At 39.9% G+C, this 26396-nt stretch carries 25 protein-coding genes; 7 read left to right on the plus strand and 18 right to left on the minus strand.

The window, feature by feature from the left end:
- Window positions 1-103: 103 nt before the first annotated feature.
- The 4 genes from ORQ98_RS17710 to ORQ98_RS17725 form a co-directional block, all read right to left on the minus strand.
- A complete protein-coding gene (locus tag ORQ98_RS17710) occupies window positions 104-970 on the minus strand; it encodes a type 2 periplasmic-binding domain-containing protein (protein ID WP_274690134.1) in 867 nt (288 codons plus the stop codon).
- 145 nt (window positions 971-1115) lie between these two features.
- The gene (locus ORQ98_RS17715) at window positions 1116-2330 is read right to left on the minus strand and encodes an acyltransferase family protein (RefSeq protein ID WP_274690135.1); all 1215 of its coding nucleotides are present in this window, start codon (window positions 2328-2330) and stop codon (window positions 1116-1118) included.
- 39 nt (window positions 2331-2369) lie between these two features.
- Window positions 2370-3449, minus strand: coding sequence for a hypothetical protein (locus tag ORQ98_RS17720; RefSeq protein ID WP_274690136.1), 1080 nt, complete (start codon window positions 3447-3449; stop codon window positions 2370-2372).
- A gap of 14 nt (window positions 3450-3463) precedes the next feature.
- Window positions 3464-6139, minus strand: coding sequence for a DEAD/DEAH box helicase (locus ORQ98_RS17725; protein ID WP_274690137.1), 2676 nt, complete (start codon window positions 6137-6139; stop codon window positions 3464-3466).
- Between the two features lie 98 nt (window positions 6140-6237).
- Between ORQ98_RS17725 and ORQ98_RS17730 the strand changes: the two genes are divergently transcribed.
- Window positions 6238-6600 carry a diacylglycerol kinase gene (locus tag ORQ98_RS17730; protein ID WP_274690138.1) on the plus strand — a complete coding sequence of 121 codons (363 nt, stop codon included), beginning with the start codon at window positions 6238-6240 and terminating at the stop codon, window positions 6598-6600.
- A 161-nt stretch (window positions 6601-6761) separates the two neighbouring features.
- On the opposite strand, the gene ORQ98_RS17735 is transcribed toward ORQ98_RS17730, so the two are convergent.
- From ORQ98_RS17735 to def, 9 genes are all read right to left on the minus strand, one after another.
- The gene (locus ORQ98_RS17735; RefSeq protein ID WP_274690139.1) at window positions 6762-7220 is read right to left on the minus strand and encodes a hypothetical protein; all 459 of its coding nucleotides are present in this window, start codon (window positions 7218-7220) and stop codon (window positions 6762-6764) included.
- Between the two features lie 2 nt (window positions 7221-7222).
- Window positions 7223-8512 (minus strand): phage tail protein, encoded by a 1290-nt coding sequence (locus ORQ98_RS17740; RefSeq protein ID WP_274690140.1) that lies wholly within the window; start codon window positions 8510-8512, stop codon window positions 7223-7225.
- 42 nt (window positions 8513-8554) lie between these two features.
- Window positions 8555-8944, minus strand: a complete 390-nt coding sequence (locus tag ORQ98_RS17745) for a hypothetical protein (protein ID WP_274690141.1) — start codon at window positions 8942-8944, stop codon at window positions 8555-8557.
- A 146-nt stretch (window positions 8945-9090) separates the two neighbouring features.
- Entirely contained in the window at window positions 9091-9489 is a 399-nt protein-coding gene (locus tag ORQ98_RS17750) for an N-acetylmuramoyl-L-alanine amidase (protein ID WP_274690142.1), read from the minus strand.
- A 297-nt stretch (window positions 9490-9786) separates the two neighbouring features.
- Window positions 9787-11235 (minus strand): TrkH family potassium uptake protein, encoded by a 1449-nt coding sequence (locus tag ORQ98_RS17755; protein ID WP_274690143.1) that lies wholly within the window; start codon window positions 11233-11235, stop codon window positions 9787-9789.
- Window positions 11236-11253: 18 nt separating this feature from the next.
- Entirely contained in the window at window positions 11254-12627 is a 1374-nt protein-coding gene (gene trkA, locus ORQ98_RS17760) for a Trk system potassium transporter TrkA (RefSeq protein ID WP_274690144.1), read from the minus strand.
- Between the two features lie 48 nt (window positions 12628-12675).
- A complete protein-coding gene (rsmB, locus tag ORQ98_RS17765; RefSeq protein WP_274690145.1) occupies window positions 12676-13983 on the minus strand; it encodes a 16S rRNA (cytosine(967)-C(5))-methyltransferase RsmB in 1308 nt (435 codons plus the stop codon).
- On the minus strand, window positions 13983-14945 hold the full coding sequence (gene fmt, locus ORQ98_RS17770) for a methionyl-tRNA formyltransferase (protein ID WP_274690146.1): 963 nt from the start codon (window positions 14943-14945) through the stop codon (window positions 13983-13985). The genes rsmB and fmt overlap by 1 nt, the downstream gene beginning before the upstream one ends.
- Window positions 14946-15079: 134 nt before the next feature.
- A complete protein-coding gene (def, locus tag ORQ98_RS17775) occupies window positions 15080-15589 on the minus strand; it encodes a peptide deformylase (RefSeq protein ID WP_274690147.1) in 510 nt (169 codons plus the stop codon).
- Window positions 15590-16216: 627 nt separating this feature from the next.
- On the opposite strand from def, the gene ORQ98_RS17780 reads away from it, so the two are divergent.
- From ORQ98_RS17780 to aroE, 6 genes are all read left to right on the plus strand, one after another.
- Entirely contained in the window at window positions 16217-17245 is a 1029-nt protein-coding gene (locus tag ORQ98_RS17780) for a LysM peptidoglycan-binding domain-containing protein (RefSeq protein WP_274690148.1), read from the plus strand.
- Window positions 17246-17329: 84 nt separating this feature from the next.
- The gene (dprA, locus tag ORQ98_RS17785; RefSeq protein ID WP_274690149.1) at window positions 17330-18508 is read left to right on the plus strand and encodes a DNA-processing protein DprA; all 1179 of its coding nucleotides are present in this window, start codon (window positions 17330-17332) and stop codon (window positions 18506-18508) included.
- A gap of 152 nt (window positions 18509-18660) precedes the next feature.
- A complete protein-coding gene (gene purE, locus ORQ98_RS17790; RefSeq protein WP_274690150.1) occupies window positions 18661-19167 on the plus strand; it encodes a 5-(carboxyamino)imidazole ribonucleotide mutase in 507 nt (168 codons plus the stop codon).
- A 16-nt stretch (window positions 19168-19183) separates the two neighbouring features.
- Window positions 19184-19738, plus strand: a complete 555-nt coding sequence (gene tsaC, locus ORQ98_RS17795; protein ID WP_274690151.1) for an L-threonylcarbamoyladenylate synthase type 1 TsaC — start codon at window positions 19184-19186, stop codon at window positions 19736-19738.
- A gap of 200 nt (window positions 19739-19938) precedes the next feature.
- The gene (gene hemF, locus ORQ98_RS17800) at window positions 19939-20847 is read left to right on the plus strand and encodes an oxygen-dependent coproporphyrinogen oxidase (protein ID WP_274690152.1); all 909 of its coding nucleotides are present in this window, start codon (window positions 19939-19941) and stop codon (window positions 20845-20847) included.
- A 26-nt stretch (window positions 20848-20873) separates the two neighbouring features.
- On the plus strand, window positions 20874-21692 hold the full coding sequence (aroE, locus tag ORQ98_RS17805) for a shikimate dehydrogenase (protein WP_274690153.1): 819 nt from the start codon (window positions 20874-20876) through the stop codon (window positions 21690-21692).
- Window positions 21693-21728: 36 nt separating this feature from the next.
- On the opposite strand, the gene ORQ98_RS17810 is transcribed toward aroE, so the two are convergent.
- The 5 genes from ORQ98_RS17810 to ORQ98_RS17830 form a co-directional block, all read right to left on the minus strand.
- Window positions 21729-23405 carry a response regulator gene (locus ORQ98_RS17810; protein ID WP_274690154.1) on the minus strand — a complete coding sequence of 559 codons (1677 nt, stop codon included), beginning with the start codon at window positions 23403-23405 and terminating at the stop codon, window positions 21729-21731.
- Window positions 23395-23952 carry a heme NO-binding domain-containing protein gene (locus ORQ98_RS17815; RefSeq protein ID WP_274690155.1) on the minus strand — a complete coding sequence of 186 codons (558 nt, stop codon included), beginning with the start codon at window positions 23950-23952 and terminating at the stop codon, window positions 23395-23397. The genes ORQ98_RS17810 and ORQ98_RS17815 overlap by 11 nt, the downstream gene beginning before the upstream one ends.
- A gap of 276 nt (window positions 23953-24228) precedes the next feature.
- Entirely contained in the window at window positions 24229-24660 is a 432-nt protein-coding gene (locus ORQ98_RS17820; protein ID WP_274690156.1) for a tail fiber domain-containing protein, read from the minus strand.
- 606 nt (window positions 24661-25266) lie between these two features.
- A complete protein-coding gene (locus ORQ98_RS17825; RefSeq protein ID WP_274690157.1) occupies window positions 25267-25716 on the minus strand; it encodes an SLATT domain-containing protein in 450 nt (149 codons plus the stop codon).
- Window positions 25694-26308, minus strand: a complete 615-nt coding sequence (locus ORQ98_RS17830; protein WP_342455213.1) for an SMODS domain-containing nucleotidyltransferase — start codon at window positions 26306-26308, stop codon at window positions 25694-25696. Before ORQ98_RS17830 ends, ORQ98_RS17825 begins: the two co-directional genes overlap by 23 nt.
- Between the last annotated feature and the right edge of the window lie 88 nt (window positions 26309-26396).

Here is a 26396-nt window from a genome sequence, read left to right on the forward strand (position 1 = left end):
ATTGTACCATTACTAATATTAAAATTTTGTTATTGAGTCGCAACTGTGTTGTGCTGATACTAGATAAAATACCACTACGCGATGGGTATAATTAAGTGAGAGATTAATTTGTTGAGAAAGGGCTATACCATAGTTTTTTGTCATTAACTGGAATATAGCTGGGGAGAAATGGATTGCTAATTTTAAGTAATTTACGCTTTTGTAAGTTTAGTGCTTGTAGTGTTGACTTATGATATTTATTAAAGTGATTATCTAAAGAGCCATTTTTAATCATTATCATTAAGCCGGCTTCTAACCGTTTAGCCAGTTCAGGTGTGTTTTTACTGGCGAAAAATATAAAAGGGTAGGGGTAAAATAATAGAATTTCTTGCTCAATGGCCATTGATGGGTATTGGTCTTTTCTTGCTTGGTACTCAGGGATTATTTCATTTAATCCTCTTGAAAAGTAATCAAATCTTTTAGCCGCCAACATCCCGAATAAACCTTCATAAGTTGAGCCTTCTACTACTTCAATACCATTATGTTGAAAGATGGGGACATCTCCCCAATTTTGGCCTTGGCCTACTGTCAGCAGCTTCAGGTCTGCCAATGTTTTTACTTGCGAAAATTTTGGCTGGTTCGCTTTGTGAATCAAAAATACCCGGTATCCAGTCAGCCCTTTAACCAGTGGAACGGGGATCGGAATCATCTGGGTATCTAACCCTTCCATTCCTGCGGGGCTCCATAACAGGTTGAGTAGTTTTCCTTCGATTGCTGTCTGGTTCCACCTGGCTGCTGTCATTTCTCCTATCAAAGGCTCTATTTTATAATCACCAAAACTACTCTTAGTTGTCTCTAGCACTATATCGATTAGTTCGTAGTAGTAGCTGTATCTGGCAGAGTCCTCTTCCTTTTTCAAGTACTTAACAACGGTTGGTTCTGCCAGTGCATTTAGGGTAAATAGCATTATAGCGAGCGCTATATATTTCATTTAAAAATAATAACCTTTTAACGGCAGTTCTTAAGGGCTCCTCTAATAATAGCTACAATGAAATGGATATCAATAAACCCATCGTTACGACTCTTTTTGTTACTTTTCTATACCTATTATTAGAGGTGTCCTTAAGTTGCCACAGTTAATTTTGTTCAGCAAGTTTGCCAGGGTGCTGTTGGGCTGACCTGGTTTTTTTACCATTAAGAATGGTTCCAATAATTGTGTAACGAACAGCAATTTGATAGGTTATCAAACTGACAATCATTGTCCCTGACACAGCGATGATAAACTCTATCCAGAGATTAATTTTCCAATTACCCATTAGCACCTGAATAAAATAAACTACTGGTAAATGAATTATGTATACCCAGTATGAGGCATCTGATAAATAGCGAAAAACTTTATGACTGCTATCTAAAAATTGTTTACCCAGCAATAGTGATAACATTACTAAATAAAAGGATAAGTATGCTTCTATGATAATTCTTATTAGATAGTCCCAGCTAAAATTAATAGTACCAATTTTTAGGTCTTGTAATAACTGCTCAAAGCTCAAAGGCTCCATTTTTAGATAAAATATTATAAAGCCTATTAGACAAAATACACTCATTAGTGGAATGTGCTTTGTTATTCTTTTCAAATAGTCAGAGTGATGAAATAGGTGCCAGCCAAATAAAAAGAATAGCCCATAATACCCCAGTGACCAAATCTCAAAATAAAAAGAGCTGGGTGCTCTTTGAGGTAAGCCAGCATAGTATAATCCAGGGATAATCAGTATGGGCAAATAAAGTAATGAAGTAGAGGAGCTAAAAACTTTACTACTTATTTTTGATATCCAAGAAAAATCAGCTCGGCAAACCAAAATAACGATAATACAAAATGCCATTAGATGATAAATAAACCATAGGTGCATAGTTCTAGGTGGTAGCTCAAAACCGCCTTTTGTTATTAGTGCTACTAATTTTGATAAGTCATGCAGATGGTCACCTGAATAATGGATAATTTCTGTCATCGCTGTAACGACAATTGGATAGAATATTATAAAAGGAATAAGTAATCGAATACCGCGATTTTTTGTGAAGCCTAGAACACCTCGTTTTTGAACAAGCATATTGGCAAAAAAGCCAGAAATAAGAAAAAACAAAGCCATCCTGAATAAGTGGATGAAAGTAAAGATAACATCCATTGTTATCGATTGAGAGTCGTTCTTAATAAACCATGTGTCATAGAATGTATAACCATAAGGTAGCGATGCATGTAGGACAATACCCAGGAACATGGCAATAGCCCTAACATTATCTAAATAATAGATTCTTTCACTAACATCATTTTTAGTTTGTAATCCTTTACTATTCATTATTAGTCCTTATTAGAGCAGATTTGCAATGGATATTGACTACTTATTTTTTCCTAAACGCTCCCAGGCTTCCTCTTTATTCATATTAAATACAATTTCTAAAGCGGTTTGGCTGGAGGCTCTCAGGTTTAAAACCCCTTTTCTTAGCTCCCAACTGCGGATGGTTTTGACCGGCTTGCCAAGTAATTTTGCAAACTCTAAATCTGTCAGGTCAAATAATTTTCTTAGTTTTTTAATATGTGATGCTCGAATACCACGAGAGATATTGATTATTGGTACTGAAGGCTTTTGTGCTGAGGTTTGAGAGGTTTTCTTAGTCGCTGGTGTTTTTTTAACAGATTTTGCTGGTGTCTTTTTAACTGGTTTTTTGGCAGCTATGCTTTTCGCAGTTTTTGGTTTAGTCACTTTTTTGACAGGTGAGGGTACTTCATCTAAATCAATACCAAAAATATCAGATAAATCTCCAGACACTTGTGGTTTTTTCCGAGTACTTTTGGGGATTTTTACCTCAGCATCAATCAAGTCCATATGATCTACCCCCCGGAGCAAAAATAGTAGCTCTGGTGAATGATCTAATCGAGCACCAATGCCGTATAATACAGCAGCTACATGTTTGCACATGGTTGCCCAGTCTGGACAATCACAATTCAACTTAATGTCATTTGGTTGCGGGAATAGTCCTGATGTTGGGTCGGTAACCGCTGTCATCACGTTATTTGACAGCTTCCCTTGCAGCAGTTCTAAAATAGAGCCCACTTCACCAGCACAAGTTCTTTTAATAGCTTGCCAACGAGTTTGTGAAAGGGGAATAATGCTAATATTAATGTCGTATATATCAGAGCCGCTTACCTTTGCGACTATTTTTCCTTTTTGAATATCTAGGTGGCAAACCGAGCCATTACGTATATAGGTGCGCCCTCTAGGAAGTCGATTGGAAAAATCGCTGAACTTTTCTAAATGGGTACACCAAGCATTACCCCAAAAGGTTTTCGCAATTTTACGCCCTTCTACTTCAATAGGCTGAATATTTTTTCCCTTCTTGCGCAGCTTGTCCATTTGCTTTTTGGCTTTTGCACGACGCTGAGCAACGGGAACATAGGGAGACCAACCATAAGCCATATTAAATAGACCTTTTAAACTTGGGTTCTTTCAAGATCAAGGCTGACAAGTTCTATCAGCTCACTATCGTTCATTTCAGTTAACATAACTTCAGAGCCACCTTCTAAAATATCATTAGCAAGTGCTGACTTTTCAGCAATGATCGCATCAATTTTTTCTTCAATGGTACCTTGGCAAACAAACTTATGTACCAATACATTATTTTTTTGACCAATACGGAAAGCACGGTCAGTGGCTTGATTTTCCACCGCAGGGTTCCACCATCGATCAAAATGAATAACATGTGACGCTTCGGTTAAGGTCAAACCTGTCCCCCCAGCTTTTATAGAAAGCACAAAGAAAGGCGGGCCATCTTCGGCCTGAAATTGTTCGACCATTTCCTGGCGCTTTTTAGCAGAAACGGCGCCATGTAAGACTAAGCCGGGCTGGCCAAAACAGTCACTTAAAAAGTTGGCTAGGGGCTCACACATTTCACGAAACTGAGTAAACACCAATACTTTTTCTTGTCTTGAGCTAATTTCTTCGCAAATTTCTGCCAGTCGTAAAAACTTACCACTTTTCTGTGCTTTATAATCACCATCAGAGATAAACTGGGCTGGATGATTGCAGATTTGTTTAAACCGTAAAATAAAAGAAAGGACTAACCCTCGACGTTTCATTCCATCGGCACTTCGAAGAGAAGCAGCTAGCTCATTAACAGATTTTTGATATAGGCTGGCTTGTGCTTTAGATAGACCACAGTAGGCGTAAACTTCGGTTTTGTCTGGTAAATCTGAAATAATACTTTTATCTGTTTTTAAACGCCTTAATATGTAAGGTTGGACTAAATTCCTTAATGGTGCATATTGCTCAGACACTCGCTTTTCTAGCGACTTGGTAAAGGATTTGAAACGGGTGGCTGTGCCGAGTAAGCCAGGGCAAATAAAGTCGAATAAAGACCACAAATCAGCAAGCCGGTTTTCTACTGGTGTACCTGTTAAAGCAATTCTGGCGTGGGCTTGTAGCTTTTTAGCTGCTTTGGTTTGTTGGGTACCTGGGTTTTTAATCGCTTGTGCTTCATCTAACACGACCATATGCCATTGAATATTTTGTAGCCAGAGTTGACGTAGCAACATACCATAAGTGGTAATAATTAAATCAACACCTGATAGCTGCTTGGCCTTTGATAGTTCATCCAGCTGTGTCTTGCTGGTTAATGATGGGTGTACAAATAGTGCTTTGAGGGAGGGAGCAAACTTTTCCAGTTCACTCTTCCAGTTACCCATCAGTGAAGTCGGCAAGACCAATAATGATGGACGATTGACTTTATTTTTCTTAAGAATTAATAATAAAGAAATAATTTGGATGGTTTTTCCTAGCCCCATATCATCAGCTAAGCAAGCACCCAGGCCCAATTGGTTTAAATGCCAGAGCCAGTTAACGCCTGTTTCTTGATAAGGGCGTAAGGTAGCTTTTAAAGCACGTTTGGGCAGTGTTGATTTTAAGGTTTCTGGTTGACGTATTTGTTGTAATATTTTTGATAACTTAGTATCTGCCTCAATAAAAGCCCATTCGGTAGCATCTTGTTCATCTTTATTAGCTGATAAATCTGATGAAGCACCTGAGAGTAGTCGCATACCTTCGATAAAAGAGATCCCTTCTTCTTCATCATGCTTTTCTAATGCTTTCATTTGGGCCATGGCTTGTTCTAGTTTTTCTTTGTCTACCTCTACCCATTGGCCTTTAATAAAAGCTAAACCATCATCAGCTGCTAACAAGGTATCCCATTCTGCTTGAGTTAGCTTGTTATCACCTAACGCTACTTGAACATTGAAGCGAAGCATCGCATCAGCATTGAAGGTATTATTTAACCCAGTACTTAAAGTGGCTTTGACTTTTGGTCTAGGCCTCTTTTTCCACCAGTCAGGCAAACGAATAATAATGCCGCTTTCTTCAAACAAAGGAACCTCTTTCAGAAATTGATAAGCTTCTTGAGGGCTCCAGGCTAAAGGATGATAGACATCACCTGAATCTACCAAGTCTTTTACTAACGCGCTGGACTTGGAAGCCAAATCGATAGGTGACAATAAGTGAATTAACCGCGCTTTGTTTTTACTGCCTGCATACTCTTCCAAGGCTCTTGCCAGAGGCAGGTGACGGCTTTTCCCTTGATCATAGGATGGTGAATAGGTTGCCATAAAGGCAAATGGATAGTCAGGATCTGATTTATTTTCGGCTAGGTGAAAGCATACTCGCCCCACTTGGTGCCAGTGAGGAGCACGTGTTTTTAGTAGTGTAGCCAAGCAATCATAGTGCTGTTCTACTTCGTATGTTAGCCAGTTGTCTAGTTCAACCCATAGTTGTTGTAATACTTCAACTGATAGATATTCAGCACCTATCATGGGCGGTGAACTCTGTAAAAAGTGCTCGGCAGTTGTTGTGTCTAATGGCTCAATTGGTGGCAGTGCTTCGCTATCAGGACTATGGCAACGAGTGCTCATATATTGGCAGGAAAACTCATACCAAAATCGAAAAGTAGGAGGTAGTGAGCTTCCACTCTTTAATGCTGCCAGGGCAAAAAGCCCTTCACTAGTACGCTTCTCTACAAAGTGCTTGGTAATGTTAGCTAATGCTGGCCCGTTTTTACCAGTATCGTCGCCTGAAAAGTAACGTATTTTTCCAGAAGGAAGTAAACCAAGAGAGTTGTTCATAAAGGGGTGATTGGCTTCTTTCGTAAAAGTCGTAAACTGTCTCCAGAGATACAGATTTTTTTGCAAACATGCAAGCAAAGACGCAAGGGTAGTACTAAATGAATAGCACTAAGCCAACTGGCATCAACCGGCTGATAAAAGCCACACTTTATTCCTGGCAAGGGCTAAAAGCAGCCTATCAAAATGAGCAGGCATTCAAGCAAGAGAGCTGGCTGTTATTAGTCCTCACCCCTATCGCCATCTGGCTTGGTGACAATGCATTAGAAGTGGCTTTGTTGATTGGTAGTATTCTACTGGTAATGATTGTTGAATTATTGAACTCAGCAATTGAGGCAGTAGTAGACCGTGTTTCAGATGAACGACACCCGTTGTCAGGTAGAGCGAAGGACATGGGGTCGGCAGCAGTGATGGTAGCCTTGATGTGTGCTGGGTTAGTGTGGTTGGGGGTGTTGCTCAGTTAGGTGAGGCAGTTGCTAATAAGCTTAGTGTATTCTTCCGCCGCTCTTGAGAAGCCATCCATGGCTCATCAAGAGCTAAAGCGACATCCCTGTCGCAGCTACACAATGCCCTATTACCCCATATCCATTGGCTTTGCAGTAGACGATAGTTAAGGGGGGAGCTACTACGCACTAGGAAACGGATAACGTGCTTTAATTTCTTGAATTTTTTCTGCCCATTGCCGTTTTTTCGCCTCAATATCAACATCATCACGCTTCATATACTGATCAAAAACACATTCAGCTCGGAGGGGATCGGCTTCAAAAAGATAAGCTTGTCGCCGATTTTCTTTAATGGCTTCTATTTTCTCTTGTAATTTCTCTTGTAATTTCTCTTGTTCGGTTTTAGTTCGCCAGCCATTTGAGTCTTTGACTAGTTCATCATTAAAATTGCAAATTAAAGGCTGCCATTCGGCCTCGTGCTGAATAATATGCTTAGTGCCATTCTTATCTATATAGAATTCATGATAATTACGGGCATCCACGACCTGTTTTCCATCAAATCGCAAATAATCAATATTGTTAGGAGCTTTACCATTGATTACGCCTGTAACTACGTCATAGCAATATACTAACTCAGTCATGTTTATACACTCACGAATAGTTCATATTTAAAATGTTCGTTTATTGCGATACGGTTTTTGTATCTTGACTCCATAACTGGGATTTTAACTTTATATCTATTTAACTTGTAAGACAAATCAGCTGTTAGAGGACTACTGCCGCTCCAGCTGTCATTTATGATTGCATCAGTTTTTATTAAAAATAAGTCATTAACAGTTGCTGTGGGATTATCCCACTTGTCGAAACCATTTCTTATTTTACTGAATAAATCTATTGCTGGTGTTCTTGACCAATTTATGTTTAATATAATACTACCCATTATATTTTCATAGTTGTCAAGATAAATATCTGAACTATTTAGTTTGCCGGAGTAAAATGTTTGCAGTTTATTTCTATTTATCAAGGAACTTATTTGGCTGCTTTTTACCAATGCACAAAGCATGTCATCATACTGAGTATCAAATATCTCATCTGTTTCAGGTAGCTGCTTAGAGTTATAGCTGCTATCTTCTAAGTCATATAAAGTAAATCCATTATCCATATTCCAGCGTAAATGATAGGTTTTATCTGGGCTAAAATGAAATGTTCTTTCTGATCTACTATAATTATTTGTATTAATTTGGTTCCAGCCACGAATAATAAATACTTGGTCTGGCTCAATAGTGAGAGTATTTTCTGTTTGGGTTATTTTGAGCTTATTGTCCTCCTGCAGTATTTCAGGAAAAATAGGCATACTTAGAAAATGATGTTCACTTTTTAAATGTAAATCATGTACAGCTTTTGCTGTAGCCAGCTTATTTGAATCATCTTCATCAATGGCATCGGTTTTTTGAGCAAACTTCTCATCCACATAGCTCCTAGACGCTAGCACGATTGAAGGATCAACCTTAAGCTCAATATTTTTCGCATTGGCTACTTCTAAAATCACCTTCAAATAAAGACTACTGCCACTACCTTCTTCAATTTTGGGTTTATAGGTTCTGGGGTATTTGCCAATACTAATTAAGTTATCTTGTTCGTCATATAAGCCAAATTCGGTGATACACCAGCCACCTTGTTTGGCTGGTATTTCAGCTTCCACCACTACCCAAAGCGGATTCTTTTCATCGACATAAAGGTGGTTGATGTTGCCTGACCAACGTTCTCTTACTAATGAGGTATTTGATTCATTTGGGAAGACTTCTTTACCTTCATCAGCACCACCGTCACCAACTTTAATAGTGGTTAATTTTAAGGTATCTCCTTGTAAAATAGCATTAGTCAGCTGCGCTTTACCAACGTCAGTTAAAATATTGTAGTATTTATTTTCCATTATTGTTTCTCATACAAACTAGAGTATTCATGAATAATTGTCTTATTTAAACTTGGTGATTAAGTAATTGGCTAGCACATTTCTTAAAATTCGCCTAAAGCCGAAAGTGTCGATATATACTAGAGCTAAGGCATACATATACCATTCAGGAACACTACTGGTTAGTGCAGAAAAGCCTTGTTTAACTGGATCATTCATCCCTGGTATAAAACACAAGATGAGAGGAATGACAGTTACCAGTAATAAAAAGTCATCTTTCCAACCTCTTGATTGAATACTCAATGAGTCCAGCTCAGTAGCACTGATATTTCCCTGTTGAATTTCATCTAATTGCCGTTGATGAATAGCTTGCTTTAATTCTTGCTTACGCTGGCTATTAACTAAAAGAGTATGAAATACCCCTGTTAAGCTGTTTATTATTGTTGACCACATAGATTTTCCATTTATGATTATATATTTCGAGAATGGCTATTTTTATAAGCAAAGCGAATGGTTTTTAGTGGCGGCCGTCGAGCGATGAGGCCCCATGAGTTTATGTATTTATAAATGATTGGGGTGAAGAGCGACGACAACAAACACTAAAGGCCATTCGAGAAGGTTATATCCCACCATTGTTGTACATTGAAGTTAGGACAGCTTTTGTTATTGTCTAAATCTCTATGTCCATAAATTTTCGCTTTAGGATATTTCTTTAACCATAGTTTTAACTGGTCGTATAAAGTTTGCATCTGTTGATTTGTGTAATGTTTTCTACCAATTAAACAAATACCTAAACTATCCAGGTTATGATCTTTTACATGGGCTCCATACCAATACTCAGGCCTGCCATTTTCAATGGTGCCATCTCGTTTAATTATTTTGTGGTAGCCAATCCCGGACCAGCCCTGTTCCAGGTGCCATCGGTGAATATCCGCTGCTGAGACATCTCTACTATCAGGTGTGTCTGAGCAGTGAACAATAAGTTTGGTGATGTTCATAAAATGCTCCTTAACTGTTAGAAGCATTTTATGAATTAAAAAGATGGAGCATCAGGTGAAAAATTTCACTCTTCTGATCTTTTACAGCAAAGTTCTTATGAGCAAGGAGAGTGAAGATCAAACCAATCAGGTTTTATCCAATGTAGGAAAAATCGCGGAATGGTATATGTTTTATCCAAAGCGAAGAGTTGCTTATGCGAGGCGTTAAGTAATAAATTTCAGGAGCTTATGTGAAATAAGTGACTGAAATTTATTATGAAAACAACAAAGCAGAAACACTATTCGAGAAGGATAAAATTAGCGGCGCCAGAATGTTGGGGTTAGTAGTACCAACAAGGTAAAAATCTCCAACCGTCCTAACAACATCGCAAAGCTTAAAATCCATTTAGAAGCATCAGGCAAATTACTGTAATTAACCGTTGCTTCACCTAAAGCAGGCCCGAGGTTGTTGATGCAAGATGCGACGGTGGAAAAGGCTGTTTTTAAATCCAAACCGGTTGCTACATTTGCTAAAAATAGGGCGATAAACAAAAACACATAAGCTGAGAAGAACCCCCAAACGGCTTCGATGACTCGTTCTGGAATGGCATTGGAGCCTAACTTGACGGGAATAATGGCATTGGGATGAAGCAGCAGTTTTATTTCTCTAAGACCCTGTTTGAAAATAAGCAGGACCCGAATCATTTTCATGCCACCTGCAGTTGAACCAGCGCAGCCACCTGCGAAGCTAAGCCAGAGTAGCATGTAAGGTAAAAATACTGGCCAAACCGAAAAGTCTGCAGTCCCAAAGCCTGTTGTAGTGGCAATCGATACAACCTCGAAAATGCCATATCTTAACGAGTGGGCAAAGTCATAGGAATTGGTGATAAATAAAATGAGAACAGTTATCAGACAAGTGCAGGCAAGCACAAGTAGATAGGTTTTTACCTCAGGGTCGGACAAGTAATGTTTAAAACTACGATGACGCCAGGCGAAAAAGTGTAGGGCAAAGTTAATGCCTGAAATAATCATAAAAATGACAATGATAAATTCAGCACCCACTAAATCGAAGTCACCAACACTGCCATCTCGGGTTGAAAACCCACCAATAGCAACTGTAGAAAAGCTATGGCAAATCGCATTAAATAGATCCATGCCAGCTAACCATAAAGCAAGGCAACAAGTGACGGTTAGGCTAAGGTAGATATACCAAAGGGCTTTTGCTGTTTCAGTGATTCGAGGAGTAAGCTTGGTGTCTTTTATAGGACCTGGAGTTTCTGCTCGATATAACTGCATACCACCAATGCCAAGCATAGGTAATATAGCGACGGCTAATACTATAATACCCATGCCGCCTAACCACTGGAGTTGTTGGCGATAAAATAAAATGGATTTGGGTAAATGATCTAGCCCAGTAATGACTGTTGCCCCGGTGGTGGTCAGCCCTGATAGTGACTCAAAAAAAGCATCTGTCACTGATAAATTAAGCTCATCTAACAGGTAAAGTGGAATTGCCCCGAAACTGGCCAGTACCGTCCAAAATAAAACAGTGACTAAAAACCCATCGCGAGTGCGTAGTTCGTTTTTTGAACGAAATACAGGTAGCCATATACAACACCCGCTGACTAATGTGATAAGAAAGGCGTCTAAAAAAACAGCAACTTCTTTTTCACCATAAATTTGCGCAACAATTGCGGGAGGTAGCTGCGTAATGCTAAACAGCATTAATAGTATGCCTAACACTTTTGAGATAGTAGAAAAGTGCATGGGTAAGAAATTCCTGATTTAGAAGAACGTTAGGCCAACCTGGAAAAGGCGCTCTACTTCTTTAATTCGGCGCTTATCAACCAAAAACATAATCACATGGTCATCAGACTCAATAACAATATGATCGTGGGCAATTATCACTTCTCCATTACGCACAATGGCACCAATGGAAGTACCTTCAGGTAATGGAACTTCACCAATTTTTTTGCCAACCACTTTCGATGACTTTTCATCACCGTGGGCAATTGCTTCAATGGCTTCTGCAGCACCACGACGTAAAGAGTGTACATTAACTACATCACCCCGTCTTACATGGGTGAGCAAGCTACCGATGGTGGCTGTTTGTGGAGAAATCGCAATATCAATTTCACCCCCTTGAACTAGATCTACATAGGCGGGGTTATTAATAAGGGCCATTACCTTTCTTGCACCCATTCTTTTGGCCAGCATCGCTGACATGATGTTGGCTTCATCATCATTGGTTAAGGAGCAAAAAATATCGGTTTCTTCAATGTTTTCATGCAGCAATAAATCTTTATCAGAGGCATGACCATTGAACACCAGGGTTTTATCCAGCCGTTGGGAAAGTTGATGACAGCGGTCGATATGTTTTTCGATAAGCTTAACGTTGTAATGATTTTCTATATTGGAGGCCAGGCGCTCTCCAATATTACCGCCCCCAGCAATAATAATGCGCTTGTAGTTTTCATCTAGCCGGCGCATTTCACTCATCACATCACGGATGTGTTTTCTTGCAGCGATAAAAAATACTTCATCATCAGCTTCAATAACCGTGGTACCTTCTGGCAAAATGGGAGTGCCGCGCCGGAAAATAGCCGCTACTCGGGTATCTACCGAAGGCATGTGCTCGCGAATATAACGTAACTCCTGACCAACTAGCGGACCACCGTAGTAAGCTTTTACTGCCACTAATTGCAGTGCACCATCGGCAAAGTCAACCACTTGCAATGCACCTGGGTGTTCAATTAATCGCTGAATATAGTTAGTAACGATGCGCTCAGGGCTGATGATGACATCCACTGGAATGACATCATTTTGAAATAACTCAGGGTGTGATAGATAAGCGTTCTGACGGATACGCGCAATTTTGGTGGGGGTGCGAAACAAAGTGTAAGCCACCTGGCAAGCAATCATATTTTCTTCGTCACTATTGGTGACGGCTACCAGCATATCAGCATCATCAGCACCAGCCTGCTTTAATACGTTCGGGAATGAGGCTCGCCCTGTAATCGAGCGAATATCTACCCGGTCCTGCAACTCGCGCAGTCGCTCGGCATTAGTATCAACAATGGTGATGTCGTTGGCTTCGCTAGCCAGGTTTTCTGCTAATGTACCGCCAACCTGGCCAGCCCCCAATATAATGATTTTCATCTGCTAAAAGCTTATTTGTTGTTATTACCGTTATTTGATAATGCAAGTCTAGGTTTTTAACAAGCAGGCGTAAAAGAAACCGTCATGACCGTTGATCTGTGGTAGCAATTGTCTGCCGGTACCCGTATCGATACCCCAGTTAGTATCAATAGGGCTGAGTGCTGCATCAGCCTGATTTTCAAGAAAATCTAACACTACTTCAGCATTTTCTTCTGGAATAACCGAACAGGTGGCATACACCAGTCGTCCCCCAGGTTTCAGTAATTGCCATAGTGCAGTGAGAATACTTTGCTGAGTAACGGCTAAATTATCGATATCATCAGGTCGTCTAAGCAGTTTAATATCTGGGTGACGTCTGATTACCCCAGTGGCAGAGCAAGGTGCATCTAATAAGATACGATCAAACTCGCGTCCATCCCACCAGCTGAGTGGTTTACTGGCATCTCCCTCTACTACTTGGCAGTTAAGATCAAGCCGGTGCAGATTTTCCTTCACTTTCCCTAGTCGCTGTCCATCAACATCCAGTGCAATCACTTCGGCTAGCTCTGGCTGCGTCTCTATAATATGGCAAGTTTTTCCACCAGGGGCCGCACAGGCATCAAGCACTCGCTGACCAGGCTGTAAATCTAATAAAGTGGCAGAAAGCTGTGCTGCTTCATCTTGTACACTCACCAGGCCTTCACTAAAGCCTGGGATTTTCAGTACAGGGACAGGCTGTTTAAGAGTGACGGCAGACTTTGCAAACTGACATGGAGTTGCTTCAATGCCAGCTTCATTACATTGGCTTAAGAAATCATCACGAGTTATTTTGCTTAGATTAACCCGCAGAGTCATGGGGGGATGGCTGTTGTTAGCTTCAATAATTTGTGGCCAATGATCAGGCCAGTGATGAATAAGTAACTCGCGGAGCCAATCAGGGTGCGAAGTTAATGTTTCTGGGGTTTGATCAGCTTGTTCCAGCAGTTGCTGTTGTTGGCGCTGAAACTGCCTTAATACACCATTAACCAAACCCTTTGCCCAGTTTTTTTTCAGTAGCTGACAGGCGCCTACTGTTTCACCAATGGCTGCATGGGCTGGAATGCGGGTATAAACCAGTTGGTATAAGCCAAGTAATATCAATGCAAATATATCAGCATCTTTACTTTTTAGCGGCTTTGACAGTAACTGCTTGCTACACGATGAGAGTCGAAAATACCAACGTAGCGTTCCGTAGCACAGCTCTTGCAATAGGCTGCGGTCTCTGGGTGCTACCTGTTGGCTAAATTGGGGTAGTATCTGGCTAAGTGACTGGCCTTGATTAATAACTTCTTTAATGGCTTTAGCTGCAACCATTCGCACCGGCTGATGGTCTGACATTAGCTTAACTTAACCCCCGGTTGAAACTTCTCTTTGCGACTATTCAAAAGTTCTTGAACACTCATTGATTTACTATTGGGAAGCTGTAGCTTAGTTATACATAACGAACCCTTACCACAAGCAATATTTAACCCTTCTTTATTGGCAGAGATAATAGTGCCGGGTGCCTGATCAGAGCTATTTACTGAAGAAGTGGCTAAGGGCTTGGCTTCCCAAATTCGAATACGTTGGCCATCAAGTTCAGTAAAAGCAACTGGCCAAGGATTGAAAGCCCGAACTAAGCAGTCAAGCTCAGCTGCTGATTGTTGCCAGTCAATATGGGCTTCTTGCTTGGAAAGCTTATGTGCATAGCTAGCATTATCATGGTCCTGTACTTGTGGTTGTAATTGACCATCAGCTATCTGTTGTAATGTATTGAGTAGTGCAGGTGAGCCGATTTCAGCCAATTTGTCGTGTAGTGAACCACCTGTTTCTTGATCAGATATGTCACATTCACTGATCATGAGCATGTCACCAGTATCAAGCCCAACATCCATTTGCATAATGGTGACGCCGGTGGTGTTGTCACCTGCTGCAATTGCTCGTTGAATGGGGGCAGCACCTCGCCATTTAGGTAATAGAGAAGCATGGACATTAATACAACCAAAGCGGGGTGTTTCTAGAATGGCTTTTGGCAGTAATAAACCATAAGCAACCACTACCATCACATCAGGGTTAAGACTGGCGAGCTCTTCTTGAGCTTCTTCTGATTTTAAACTGGTAGGTTGAAATACAGGTATTTGATGGGCTTCTGTTAACACTTTCACAGGGCTTGGGGTTAGCTTTCTGCCACGGCCTGATGGGCGATCTGGCTGAGTGTAAGCGGCGATAACTTGATGCTGGCTATCCAGTAAAGTCTGTAAATGGATAGCTGCAAACTCTGGGGTACCGGCGAAAACGATGCGTAGTGGCTTTGTGCTCATGGAATCTTGGTTATAGTTAAATAAAAAAGGGTTGTCGCTTGGCAACAACCCTAAATCGATAAATCTATATCAAGACAGCTTCATATGGCAACTAGTTAGTGTAATAGCATTTTAAGACACTGAGCCTTTGACTATTAGGCTGTTTGTAAACGGTGCTGTTTTTCTAGCTTCTTCTTAATTCGGTTACGTTTTAATGGCGATATATAATCAACAAACAGTTTGCCATTAAGATGGTCAATTTCGTGTTGAACACATACTGCTAACAAACCTTCACACTCCATGGTGAATTGCTCGCCATCCAGGTTTAGTGCGGTGAGCTTAATTCTTTCTGGACGGGTGACATCCTCGTAAAAGCCAGGCACTGATAAGCAGCCTTCCTGCATGTGGTCAAGCTTGTCAGTTAATACTTCAAACTCAGGGTTGATGAGTACATAAGGTTGGCTTTTGTCTTCAGAAACGTCAATAACGACTAATCGTTTATGCACATTTACCTGAGTAGCTGCCAGGCCAATCCCTGGTGCTTGGTACATGGTTTCTAGCATGTCATCGGCTAGCTTACGAATAGAGTCGTCTACTTTTTCTACCGGTGTTGCTTTGATTCTTAGACGTGAATCAGGAAACTCTAAAATATCTAAAACGGCCATTCTGCTTGATATCCTCGAAAATCGTTATAGCTAATTTTATTGTTGATAAGCTAGCTTGGCAATGACTGAAAAGCGAACACTTAACCCATCATAAAGAGATCACTCTAGGGTCTTAAATAGAAAATCTAAAGTTTAGAGTACTATTCACTATATCAGTTGCTAATATGTAATTATGCCAGCTTATAAGAGTGGCTTATTTCACAAAATTTGGTGTTGATACCCTGTATTCCTTTAATGAGTGCGCTATATTGCGCATAGAGAGTGTGAACAGTTTCTAATGCTATAAGAGACTTGTTATAGATAGTTGGCATATTGTCTGACTATTTTCTTTAATAAAATAGCTTAAGTGACTGTTTGTAGCTGAATCTGGGTGCTGTGCAAGACAAGCGTTTTACTTGTTAGCTGACTGTTGTGATTAACCAGCGCAGTGAACAGTTTGGAGAGGGGGAGTCTTTGCTCCAATCGTTAGTTGTTTACAGCAGTAGTCTGAATATTTCTGTGGTTTGGTGAAATCTTCGGACTAGTATATTTGAAATGAAATAATCAATGCTGCTTGTTTTCCCTTTTTTACAGGGTTTAAACGGGTAGTGAATGCCAACATGATAAGTAATAATAAAGGATAACACCATGAGGAAATCGCTTCTTGGGGTTGTTTTTTCCTGCCTGGTCAGCTTTTCAACCGTGGCTGCTGAAAATCCCATCCGAGCTGATCATCCTAACTCTTACACCGTAAAAAAAGGTGATACGTTGTGGGATATAGCTAACCGTTTTCTAACAAAGCCCTGGATGTGGCCTGCAATTTGGCACGTAAATCCAATTATTAAAAACCCCCACCTTATTTATCCAGGAGACCAGATAAACTTGGTTTATATTGATGGTAAACCTTATCTGACTATTGGTAAACGAGGGGCTGGGGGAGTGATTAAGCTGAGCCCGAAAATTCGTAAAACTCCAATTAAATCGGCGATCCCTGCTATTCCATTGAATGCTATTAATAGCTTCATGGACAGAAGCCGTATAATTGATGATGAAGAAGTTATTGAAAAAGCTCCGTATGTCATTTCTAGTCGACAAGAGAGGATTATTAACGGCGTCAATGACCTCATTTATGCTCGTGGCGAATTTAAAGACGATGCATCAGCTTATGGTATCTTCCGTCGTGCAGAGCGATTTACTGACCCAAAAACTAATGAGTTTTTAGGCGTGATGGTGATGGACATTGGTGTTGGAGAGATTAAAGACGTTGCTAATGATATTGCCACTATCAATATTACTGAGAGTAATAGTGAAATCAGAGTTGGCGACCGGATGCTGGAAACGGAAGAGCGTCGTCTGCAACCAGTTTTTCACCCCAGCTCACCTAAAAAAGATGTGGAGGGAGAAATTCTAGCTGTGGTTGGCGGGGTTAACCAAATTGGTCAGTTTGATAATGTGGTTATTAACCGGGGTACGCGTGATGGTTTAGAGACTGGTAATATCATGACTATTACCACAAAGTTAACCATTAAAGACCATGTGACTAAACAATATGTTGAAATGCCACCTGATGAAGTGGGCTTATTGATGATATATCGCCCGTTTGAGAAAGTAAGTTATGCAGTGGTATTAAAGGCGACACAACCTATTAAAACGGGAGATGGTGTCATTAACCCTTAAATAGACCCTACGCTTTGGGTATAGCCATTTCATAAATTCTGGGGCATATTTTGCCCCATCCCTCCCTGCTAAAGAACAGAAAACGTGTCTAAACAAATAACATGGCAAAAGCTGTCAGATTGGGTGTTGCTGCACTCTGTAAGCGGTGTTGGTGCCAACCGTTTTAGCCAGTTAGTAGCACGGTTTGGTAGCCCCACACAGGCATTACAGCAACCTGCTAGTAAATTGTCTGATTATTTACCCGCTAAAAGTATCGAAATAATACGAGAGATTCAGCAAGGTGCGGGTAAAGAATATGACCAGCTGCAGTCATTGCTGGTAAAAACGGAGCAGTGGCTAGAACACCCCAACCACCATCTTATTGCCTGTATTGATGAGTGCTATCCGAGAGCTTTTAACCATCTCACTGACCCGCCTCCTTTATTATTTGCTGTTGGTAATCCTGATTTATTAGAGCTGCCACAGCTATCCATTGTGGGTAGTCGACATCCATCCAAAAGTGGAGAGGAAAATAGCTATCACTTTGCTAACACTATGGCGAAAGGGGGCTTTACTATTACCAGTGGCTTGGCAGATGGCGTTGATGCCGCTGCCCATAAAGGTGCTTTAGATGCAGAAGGGCATACTATAGCCGTCGTTGGTACTGGTTTAGACTTGGTTTATCCTGCTAAAAATAAAGCACTAGCTGAACGAATTAGCCAAGATGGCTTATTAATTTCTGAATTTCCTTTAGGCACCAAACCACAGGCAAGTAATTTTCCTCGTCGTAACCGTCTGATCAGCTGTCTAGGGCTGGGGGTGCTAGTAGTTGAAGCGGCATTACAGAGTGGATCGCTAATTACGGCACGTTTGGCTGCAGAGCAAGGGCGAGAGGTGTTTGCTATTCCTGGCTCTATTCATAATCCACTTAGTAAAGGGTGTCATCAATTAATTCGGCAAGGTGCTAAGCTGGTTGATAGTGTCGAACATATCTGGGAAGAGCTAAAACATAGCTTAAATACTTACTCTGCTGTTAGAGAGCTGAGCATAGCTGTAGCTGGTCAAGAACCAGAAGAGCAGCCAGTTATTCAGTCATTAGAGCTGGAAGACCCTAATCAACAGCAGGTTTTAGATGCTATTGGTGATGAAACCACTTCTATGGATATGATTATGGCGCGTACAGGGCTAGCTGCCAATGATGTCAATAACCTGGTGCTAGAACTGGAAATGCAGGGTTTTATTGCTGCTGTGCCAGGTGGAGTGGTACGAAACCCTACTCAGTAATTTTAAACGCTGGTGAGTTTTTATAAAATGCCCACCAGAAAAATATAAAATGAGATTACTAATAAAACCTAACCAACTGGTTAGTCTTGCATCCCTGATTGGAGTGGGGTAATTTGCGTTTTTTTCGCTGACTAGCTAATGAGGTGCTAATTATGGCTAAGCCTTTTGTGGCCATTTTAATGGGGTCTGATTCAGACTTTCCAAAAGTTGAAGCAGCAATTGGAGTTTTGAAAAAACTATCAATTCCTTATGAAGTGCGAGTCCACTCAGCTCATCGTACTCCAGATGCAACTCATCAATATGTTACAGGTGCTGATCAGCGTGGCTGTGCTGCTTTTATCGCTTGTGCAGGTATGGCTGCCCACTTAGCAGGTGTAGTTGCCTCTTTAACTGTTAAGCCAGTTATTGGTGTGCCAATTGATGCAGGCCCACTAGATGGCTTAGATGCATTGATGTCTACAGTACAAATGCCAGGTGGTATTCCGGTTGCGACAGTAGCAATTGGTAAAGCGGGTGCTAAAAATGCTGGCTACCTTGCTGCACAAATTATTGCCGTATCTGACGTTGATTTAGCTGAGCGCTTAAAAGCTGATCGTGCAGAAAATGCTAAAGAAGTGTTAGCAAAAAACGAAGCTTTGCAAAAGCAGCTAAACGGCTAACATCTTCTTATTCATTATGACAGCTGATGTATTTCAGATCGCCGTGAGTGCTATGCACGGCGGCGGTGTCGTGGCTTATCCTACTGAAGCAGTTTGGGGACTTGGTTGTGACCCCTGGCAGCAGCCAGCAGTAGAGGAAATCCTTAAGCTGAAACAGCGCCCTATGGAAAAAGGGTTGATTATGGTTGCAGCTGATATAAGTCAGATTGAGCCATTAATTAAGGCTGTGACAGCCGAACAATTGACACAGCTTAAAACAAGTTGGCCTGGCCCTGTCACCTGGCTAATGCCTGATCCAGAGAACTGGGTGCCCCAATGGGTTAAAGGGGAACACAGCGCTGTTGCAATACGGGTAAGTGATCACCCTATTGTAACGAAGCTTTGTCGATTGATAGGAAAGCCAATTATCTCCACTTCAGCTAATTTAGCTGGTGAGCCAGAACTAAAGACTGAGCAGGCAGTTAGGCAACAGTTTGGTGATAAGCTGGATGCAGTTGTTTCTGGAGAGCTGGGTAATCAGACTAAGCCATCGCAGATTAGGGATCTGATGACTAACCAAATATTACGATAATACCCTTCGCGAATGAATCTTAGGCTTTGTTATCGTCGCTCTTCACCCCAGTCATTTATTACACATAAACTCCTGGGGCTTTATCGCTTGATGGCCTCGCCTAAAATGTCCTTCGCTGTGGGTAACTTTATTCTTGATGGTCATCTCTCCTTCCGATTAAATATACTTCTTGTAAGAATTCCTCAATATTGGATGCGATTGTGACTCAGCCAGATATTCAAGCCGTTAAAAATTACCTTCTTAACTTACAAGACAATATTTGTCGTGTATTAGAGCAGGAAGATGGTGAAGCGAAATTTCAGCAGGATGAATGGCAAAGAGAAGGAGGAGGCGGTGGCCGTACTCGGGTGATTAGCAATGGCGCTGTCATCGAAAAGGGGGGCGTTAACTTTTCTCATGTATTTGGTGCAGGCCTGCCTGCATCAGCAACTGCTGCAAGGCCAGAATTAGCGGGACGTAGCTTTCAGGCATTGGGGGTGTCGTTAGTTATTCATCCTCATAACCCTTTTGTGCCGACTTCTCATGCTAATGTTCGCTTCTTTATGGCGGAAAAACCTGGTGCCGATCCGGTGTGGTGGTTTGGTGGGGGGTATGATTTAACGCCATACTATGGTTTTGAAGAAGACTGTAAACATTGGCATCAAACGGCCAAAGAAGCCTGTGAGCCTTTTGGCAATGATGTTTATCCTCACTATAAAAAATGGTGTGATGACTACTTTTTCTTAAAACATCGTAATGAACCAAGAGGTGTTGGTGGGTTATTTTTCGATGATTTAAATGAGTGGGGGTTTGCAAAAAGCTTTCAGTTCATGCAAAGCGTAGGTGATAGCTATATTAAGGCTTATCAGCCAATTGTAACAAAGCGTAAAAATCAGCCTTACAACGAACAACAAAAAGCTTTTCAGGAGTACCGTCGTGGTCGATATGTAGAATTTAATTTGGTATACGACAGAGGAACGCTATTTGGTTTGCAGTCTGGTGGTAGAACAGAGTCGATTTTAATGTCGTTGCCACCGAAGGTTCGTTGGGAGTATAACTGGCAACCACAGCAAGAAAGCTTGGAAGCTGAGCTTTATGAGAAATTTTTAATTCATAAAGAGTGGGTATAGAGCGGCTATAGAGAGGAGAGTAAACCATGACAGATCAATATGCAGTTGTTGGTAATCCTATTGCCCATAGCAAATCTCCCGCTATTCACCAACGGTTTGCAGCACAAACCAACCAGGATTTAACTTATAATACGCTATTAGCACCACTAGACGCTTTTGAACAAACAGTAAAAGACTTTTTTGCTCAAGGTGGTAAAGGCCTTAATGTAACAGTGCCATTTAAACAAAATGCTTGGCACTATGCTCAACAGTTAACTGATGCAGCTAAGCGGGCTGGGGCAGTCAACACTCTTTGGCTTGATCAAGAAAATCAATTGTGTGGTGATAATACAGATGGCGTGGGCCTGGTAACTGATTTAGAAATTAACCAGCAAGTAGTACTGAAAAATAAAAAAATACTGATTTTAGGTGCGGGTGGTGCAGTTAGAGGAGTATTAGAGCCAATCATTTCTAAACAACCCGCCAAAATTACTATTGCTAATCGAACCGTAGCAAAAGCAGATAAGCTGGCTGACGATTTTGCTGACTTAATGGCAATGGAAGCTGCTAATTTTAGCGCATTGAGTGAAACCTTTGATATTATTATTAACGGTACCTCTGCTAGTTTGCATGGTGATATTCCGCCATTACCAGATGTGGTTATTGGTCCGCAGACTATATGTTATGACATGATGTATAGTGCTGAAGCAACAGCATTTAACCAGTGGGCTAAGCAAAAAGGATCACAAAAGCAAATTGATGGTTTAGGTATGCTGTTGGAACAGGCTGCTGCTGCGTTTTACATTTGGCGTGGTGTTAATCCAACGACAAAAAATGTTATAGAAAAAATTAGACATGAATTGTAGGGGGGATGCCCCTACATTTGTATACTGAAGTGTGCTCTATAATAACCAGCGCTTCAATACTTGTTGGAGTTGTTCTAGTTTAACAGGCTTGGTTAAATAGTCATTCATTCCAGCAGCTAAATATTCTTCCTGATCACCTTCCATGGCATTGGCTGTTAAGGCAATAATAGGTAGCTTGGACAAGTTTTTACGACGAATTACTTTAGTTGCCTCTATACCATTCATAACAGGCATTTGAATATCCATGAGTATTAAAGATAATTCTTCAGAGTTAATGATATCAATGGCTTGCTGGCCATTCTCAGCTTTTAAGCAGGTAAAGCCGAGCTTATTAAGCATTTTAGTTGTGATCATTAAATTAGTTGTATTGTCATCTACAACTAAAACAGGTGCAAGTGAGGGTAATTGCTCAAGTATGGATGAAGAGCTTTGCTCTTGTTCATCTCGTTCGTAAATATAGGGTTTTCCTAGTAGTAAATTAATGAAAGTATTAGGTCTGAGTGGTTTCAGTAAATTATATTGAGCTAGAGGAAATAATTTATCTTTGCTTCTATGTGGCCATTTTATAGTAATCACTGAGTATTGCTGTAACTGTTCAGCAGAAGATAAACTTTCTAAATCCTGTTCACTGATAATATCTAAGTCTAGCCAAATTTGTGCGATCTTTATTTTTTTTAGTTTACTTAATAACATAGTTATATTTTGAATGAATATAACTTGCCTGTTGCATGCCTTACATTGAACTGTGAACATCCTTTGTAAAATATTATCTGTTACCCAAACAATCACAGGGACTTTGGTATATTGAACCATGTGCCAGCCTTCAACAACAGGAGGTAAACTGACTGAAAACCAAAATGTACTGCCTTTACCCTCTGTAGAGGTAAAACCAATATTACCCTGCATTAGCTGTACTAAGCCCTTAGAAATAGCTAGGCCAAGCCCTGTTCCTTCAATGGGTTTATATTTAGCATCATGAGCTTGTTCGAATTCAGTAAATAACTTTTTCTGATTGTCTTTGGTTATACCTCTGCCTGTATCTTCTATTGAAAAAAGTAAAGTTGATGTGTTTGAGTTTTTTTTTAGCTCTTTGATGTGAATATAAATACCGCCTGTTTCTGTGAATTTTATTGCATTAGTTAACAGGTTTAAAATAACTTGGCGTAAGCGACCTTCATCACCTGTTAATTTCAGTGGAACCTCTTTTTCTATAGCACAACCAATAGAAATAGATTTCGTTTCTACAATTGGTGCAACTGTAGAAATGATTTGACTCATTAAATCAAATAAGTTGAAATTGGTGTCTATAAGGCTATATTTGCCTGAGTTGATTTTTGAATAGTCTAGAATATCATTTAGTATATTAAGCAGCGCTTCAGTTGACCTTCTAATTACTTCTATTTGTTCTCGTTGTTCTGAAGACAACTGGCCTAGTGACAGTAACTGAGCCATACCTAAAATACCGTTCATAGGTGTACGTATTTCGTGGCTCATTTGAGCTAAAAAAATGCTTTTTGATTCAGAAGCGGTTATTGCCTTGTCTTTTGCTTCAGCAAGCTTAAAAGCTTTTTCTTTTAACTCTAGTTGTTGAGTTTTTAATTTCTCATTTATTATATAAAGCTGACGACTTTTCTCTTCAAGTAGTCTTTCTGCTTCTTGGCGAGCAGCCTTTTCACGGCTTAAACGTCGTAACCAAACGTCATCATTTGTCATAACCGTTTACATCATTTATACAAAATAAAGCCTCGTAGGGAGGGTATTCGCTTATATTATGCCTTGTTAGTTGCAACTTTTCGTTATAATGGTCGATACACCCTTTAATTAATCCTTCTGCAAAGTCTGCTAGCGGGCGTGATGACTGATATCTTATCTTTAACTCATTTGTGTCAAGATGTATTACCTCAAATTTTGGTGTGTCAGCATCGGGATACAACTTTTTAACTTCTACATGAATATGATCATCTAATTTTTCTAACATTTGAAAAGTACCGGTAATATCTGCCAGTAGCTCTTTGTAAACACTGGCTAAACGGCCAAAGAGGTGAAACCCAAAAAACTGTAGTAATTCTTTAACTGTCTTACCAGAATATTTGCTTAACACGTCTAGTAAGGCTAACAATTCGCAAATATCGTAATTGCCGATAGATGTATAAACGCCTTTAGATGGCAAGTTTGTTTCACTTAGTAAAGTATCTACCATTTCTGGGGAAAACTGCTTTTCCACTATATCTATAAACTCGGTAAAGATAATACCTTTCATTTCGTTTTTCCGCTGTATAATAACGAAGCCAGCTAAGTTTTTAATCTACTAACATATATTGTATTTTAGCTTGAAATTGTTGTAATGCTAAAGGTCTGGATGATAATCAGTCTTAAAAGTGAGTGGTAAAGTGAAAGAGTAATGAATTAATTGTTACAGAAGAGAATATTTAGTTATTTGTCGCCGGTTGTGTTGGTTGTAAATTATATTTTTTGAAGCTATTTTTAGTTTAAATGAATAATTAAATGGAGTGTTTTATCCACCCCATTAGTAGTTTTATAGTCCCAGCTCCTCTCTTAAGGTTTCATTATCACGTTTTAACTCTTTCATGGCTTCTATTAAGATACTTACAAGACCAGCATAGTTAACTTGCTTGAAGCCTGTTTTTGGTGAAGTACTTACAAGCTCAGGAAATACTTGCTCTACATCTTGTGCTATAACGCCAATATCTTTTTGGTTATCGCTACGCCATTCAAAGCTTACTCCGTTTAGTTGTACAGCTTTATCAAGAGCATTATCAATGGGAATAATATTTTGTTTTAGGTGTTGGTCGCTAAAGCGTGGTCTGGGTAGAGAATCAATATAATCCATTGCGCATTCAAGTTGCTCTTTCCATGTTGATAGCTGGTTGCATTCATCTGGATAATCAGCTGCATGAGATGTAAGAGTGAGTGAAGTTAAACAGAGAGTTGCTATAATTTTTTTCATGTATGACGTCCGTACTTGATTTGTATCATTGTTTCCTATTTATTATCAATCTATACAGCGTTGGTTTTATATGTAAATTATGAAACAGATTGTAACTATACTTTAATGATTATGAGCTATGTAACCACTATTGGCTTTCTTCGTTTCTAGCTTGAGATAAAGCTGATGCTAATGAGTCGATGATTCCATAAAAGCTGAAAATATAGTTTAGTCTTCGCTCTGAATAATATAGTCTGCATAAGTATTCAACTGTAAAAAAGCTCATCTAAAAACAACAGGAGTAAAAATACTCGTCGTAAAAAACTACGTACATCAAATCCTAGTTGCAGTCTTGATACCAATAAAAGGGGGGGAGTTATGAAGCAAAAATTCAAGAACTAGAAGATGAAGAACTAAAACAGTTTGTTTGCAGCTTGTATGAGATTACCGGAAAAATTATATCTAAATGGAATTGATTCTTTAGCGTTCCAACAATAATTATAAACACTATTTTAAATCTCTATCTACCCGGATAGTTCTTATTATGCTTTATTTTGGATGTAGGCTACTATCATGGCTGAAGTAGCCACGTTTAACTCTACCTGATACGCAAAAACCAAATCTGAATCAGTACCAGCATACCCAAGTAGTGTTGTCTAGACTACTTATTAGAAGACAGTTAGTAGTGGTGCAGTTTAGAAGGTCTGTAATTAGCGATAAGTATTTTTCACGTATTAGCCAAATATCGTTAGCTGCCTGTTTATGCTTTTGTGCTAATTCACCCAAGTCATAGTTTTTCGTATAGGCATTAAGAACTAGAAGGATCGTGGAAACAATAACACCTATCCCAGCACCCACGTCACCTGCACCGAAAAATATAGAGATAATTCCGCCAGTAATTATTGCAGATAGTACAATTTGCCACAATTTAATTGATGACAAACGTTCCAGCAATATATCCGCACACTTCTCGTGCGTCTTGTGAGAGTAAACCACTCTACCGAATGATTCTCTGAGCTGACCCTCAAGTATTTTTCTTGATTCAGGGGTATCGTTAGTCTGGGAATGTTGTTCCAAAGATTTCTCTCCACTTTTGTTTTGCTGACCACTCGCGCTTTGGGTTTGCTGTTTCGTGTGATATTGCTTCTAATGATTTGTTGTAGCATCTAGTTGCTTTATATTGAAATAGACCTTTTCCATAAACATATTGATCACTTCCTGGGGCTCTCCAGTACATCTGTTCAGAACTCTGATCAGCCATCCATCTGAAAAAGTCACGACATATGTAATCATAATATACATATGATTTGTCTCTGTGCTCATAATTTTCAATAAATTGATATGCGAGTGTATCTATTAATAATCCACCTATAGGCACATCCCATTTACGCTTCCACGCGCGCATCATTCTACATAACGGAATTAAATTATTATTACAAATAGCATTCCGATCTTTAATGGCTTTAATTTCTGGCCTTGGGTTAGTGGTTTTCCATGAGCCGCCATTATTAGAGTCAGGGTATGTGTAACTGCCAGATTGGTTTGTAAAAACAGGCACCACTTCAAACCTAACTCCATCATCAAAATTTATAACGATAACTGCCCAATTTCCGATATATTTGTCATATTGAAAATATACCAGTCGCGAATCATTTCTAGGTTCAATAATACAGCATCATATGTATAATCCACTGTTATGAGAGGATTTGAACTATCACCAACAGCACTCGCAGAGCTTCGAGTCGCCCACAAGTGTT

The organism is Spartinivicinus poritis (assembly GCF_028858535.1).
In the GTDB taxonomy this organism is placed as follows: Bacteria; Pseudomonadota; Gammaproteobacteria; order Pseudomonadales; family Zooshikellaceae; genus Spartinivicinus; species Spartinivicinus poritis.

Excerpts from the sequence above, each read along its gene's own strand:
- ORQ98_RS17710 (WP_274690134.1), bottom strand. The coding sequence starts at position 970 with ATGAAATATATAGCGCTCGCTATAATGCTATTTACCCTAAATGCACTG.
- ORQ98_RS17715 (WP_274690135.1), bottom strand. The coding sequence starts at position 2,330 with ATGAATAGTAAAGGATTACAAACTAAAAATGATGTTAGTGAAAGAATC.
- ORQ98_RS17720 (WP_274690136.1), bottom strand. The coding sequence starts at position 3,449 with ATGGCTTATGGTTGGTCTCCCTATGTTCCCGTTGCTCAGCGTCGTGCA.
- ORQ98_RS17725 (WP_274690137.1), bottom strand. The coding sequence starts at position 6,139 with ATGAACAACTCTCTTGGTTTACTTCCTTCTGGAAAAATACGTTACTTT.
- ORQ98_RS17730 (WP_274690138.1), top strand. The coding sequence starts at position 6,238 with ATGAATAGCACTAAGCCAACTGGCATCAACCGGCTGATAAAAGCCACA.
- ORQ98_RS17735 (WP_274690139.1), bottom strand. The coding sequence starts at position 7,220 with ATGACTGAGTTAGTATATTGCTATGACGTAGTTACAGGCGTAATCAAT.
- ORQ98_RS17740 (WP_274690140.1), bottom strand. The coding sequence starts at position 8,512 with ATGGAAAATAAATACTACAATATTTTAACTGACGTTGGTAAAGCGCAG.
- ORQ98_RS17745 (WP_274690141.1), bottom strand. The coding sequence starts at position 8,944 with ATGTGGTCAACAATAATAAACAGCTTAACAGGGGTATTTCATACTCTT.
- ORQ98_RS17750 (WP_274690142.1), bottom strand. The coding sequence starts at position 9,489 with ATGAACATCACCAAACTTATTGTTCACTGCTCAGACACACCTGATAGT.
- ORQ98_RS17755 (WP_274690143.1), bottom strand. The coding sequence starts at position 11,235 with ATGCACTTTTCTACTATCTCAAAAGTGTTAGGCATACTATTAATGCTG.
- trkA (WP_274690144.1), bottom strand. The coding sequence starts at position 12,627 with ATGAAAATCATTATATTGGGGGCTGGCCAGGTTGGCGGTACATTAGCA.
- rsmB (WP_274690145.1), bottom strand. The coding sequence starts at position 13,983 with ATGTCAGACCATCAGCCGGTGCGAATGGTTGCAGCTAAAGCCATTAAA.
- fmt (WP_274690146.1), bottom strand. The coding sequence starts at position 14,945 with ATGAGCACAAAGCCACTACGCATCGTTTTCGCCGGTACCCCAGAGTTT.
- def (WP_274690147.1), bottom strand. The coding sequence starts at position 15,589 with ATGGCCGTTTTAGATATTTTAGAGTTTCCTGATTCACGTCTAAGAATC.
- ORQ98_RS17780 (WP_274690148.1), top strand. The coding sequence starts at position 16,217 with ATGAGGAAATCGCTTCTTGGGGTTGTTTTTTCCTGCCTGGTCAGCTTT.
- purE (WP_274690150.1), top strand. The coding sequence starts at position 18,661 with ATGGCTAAGCCTTTTGTGGCCATTTTAATGGGGTCTGATTCAGACTTT.
- tsaC (WP_274690151.1), top strand. The coding sequence starts at position 19,184 with ATGACAGCTGATGTATTTCAGATCGCCGTGAGTGCTATGCACGGCGGC.
- aroE (WP_274690153.1), top strand. The coding sequence starts at position 20,874 with ATGACAGATCAATATGCAGTTGTTGGTAATCCTATTGCCCATAGCAAA.
- ORQ98_RS17810 (WP_274690154.1), bottom strand. The coding sequence starts at position 23,405 with ATGACAAATGATGACGTTTGGTTACGACGTTTAAGCCGTGAAAAGGCT.
- ORQ98_RS17815 (WP_274690155.1), bottom strand. The coding sequence starts at position 23,952 with ATGAAAGGTATTATCTTTACCGAGTTTATAGATATAGTGGAAAAGCAG.
- ORQ98_RS17820 (WP_274690156.1), bottom strand. The coding sequence starts at position 24,660 with ATGAAAAAAATTATAGCAACTCTCTGTTTAACTTCACTCACTCTTACA.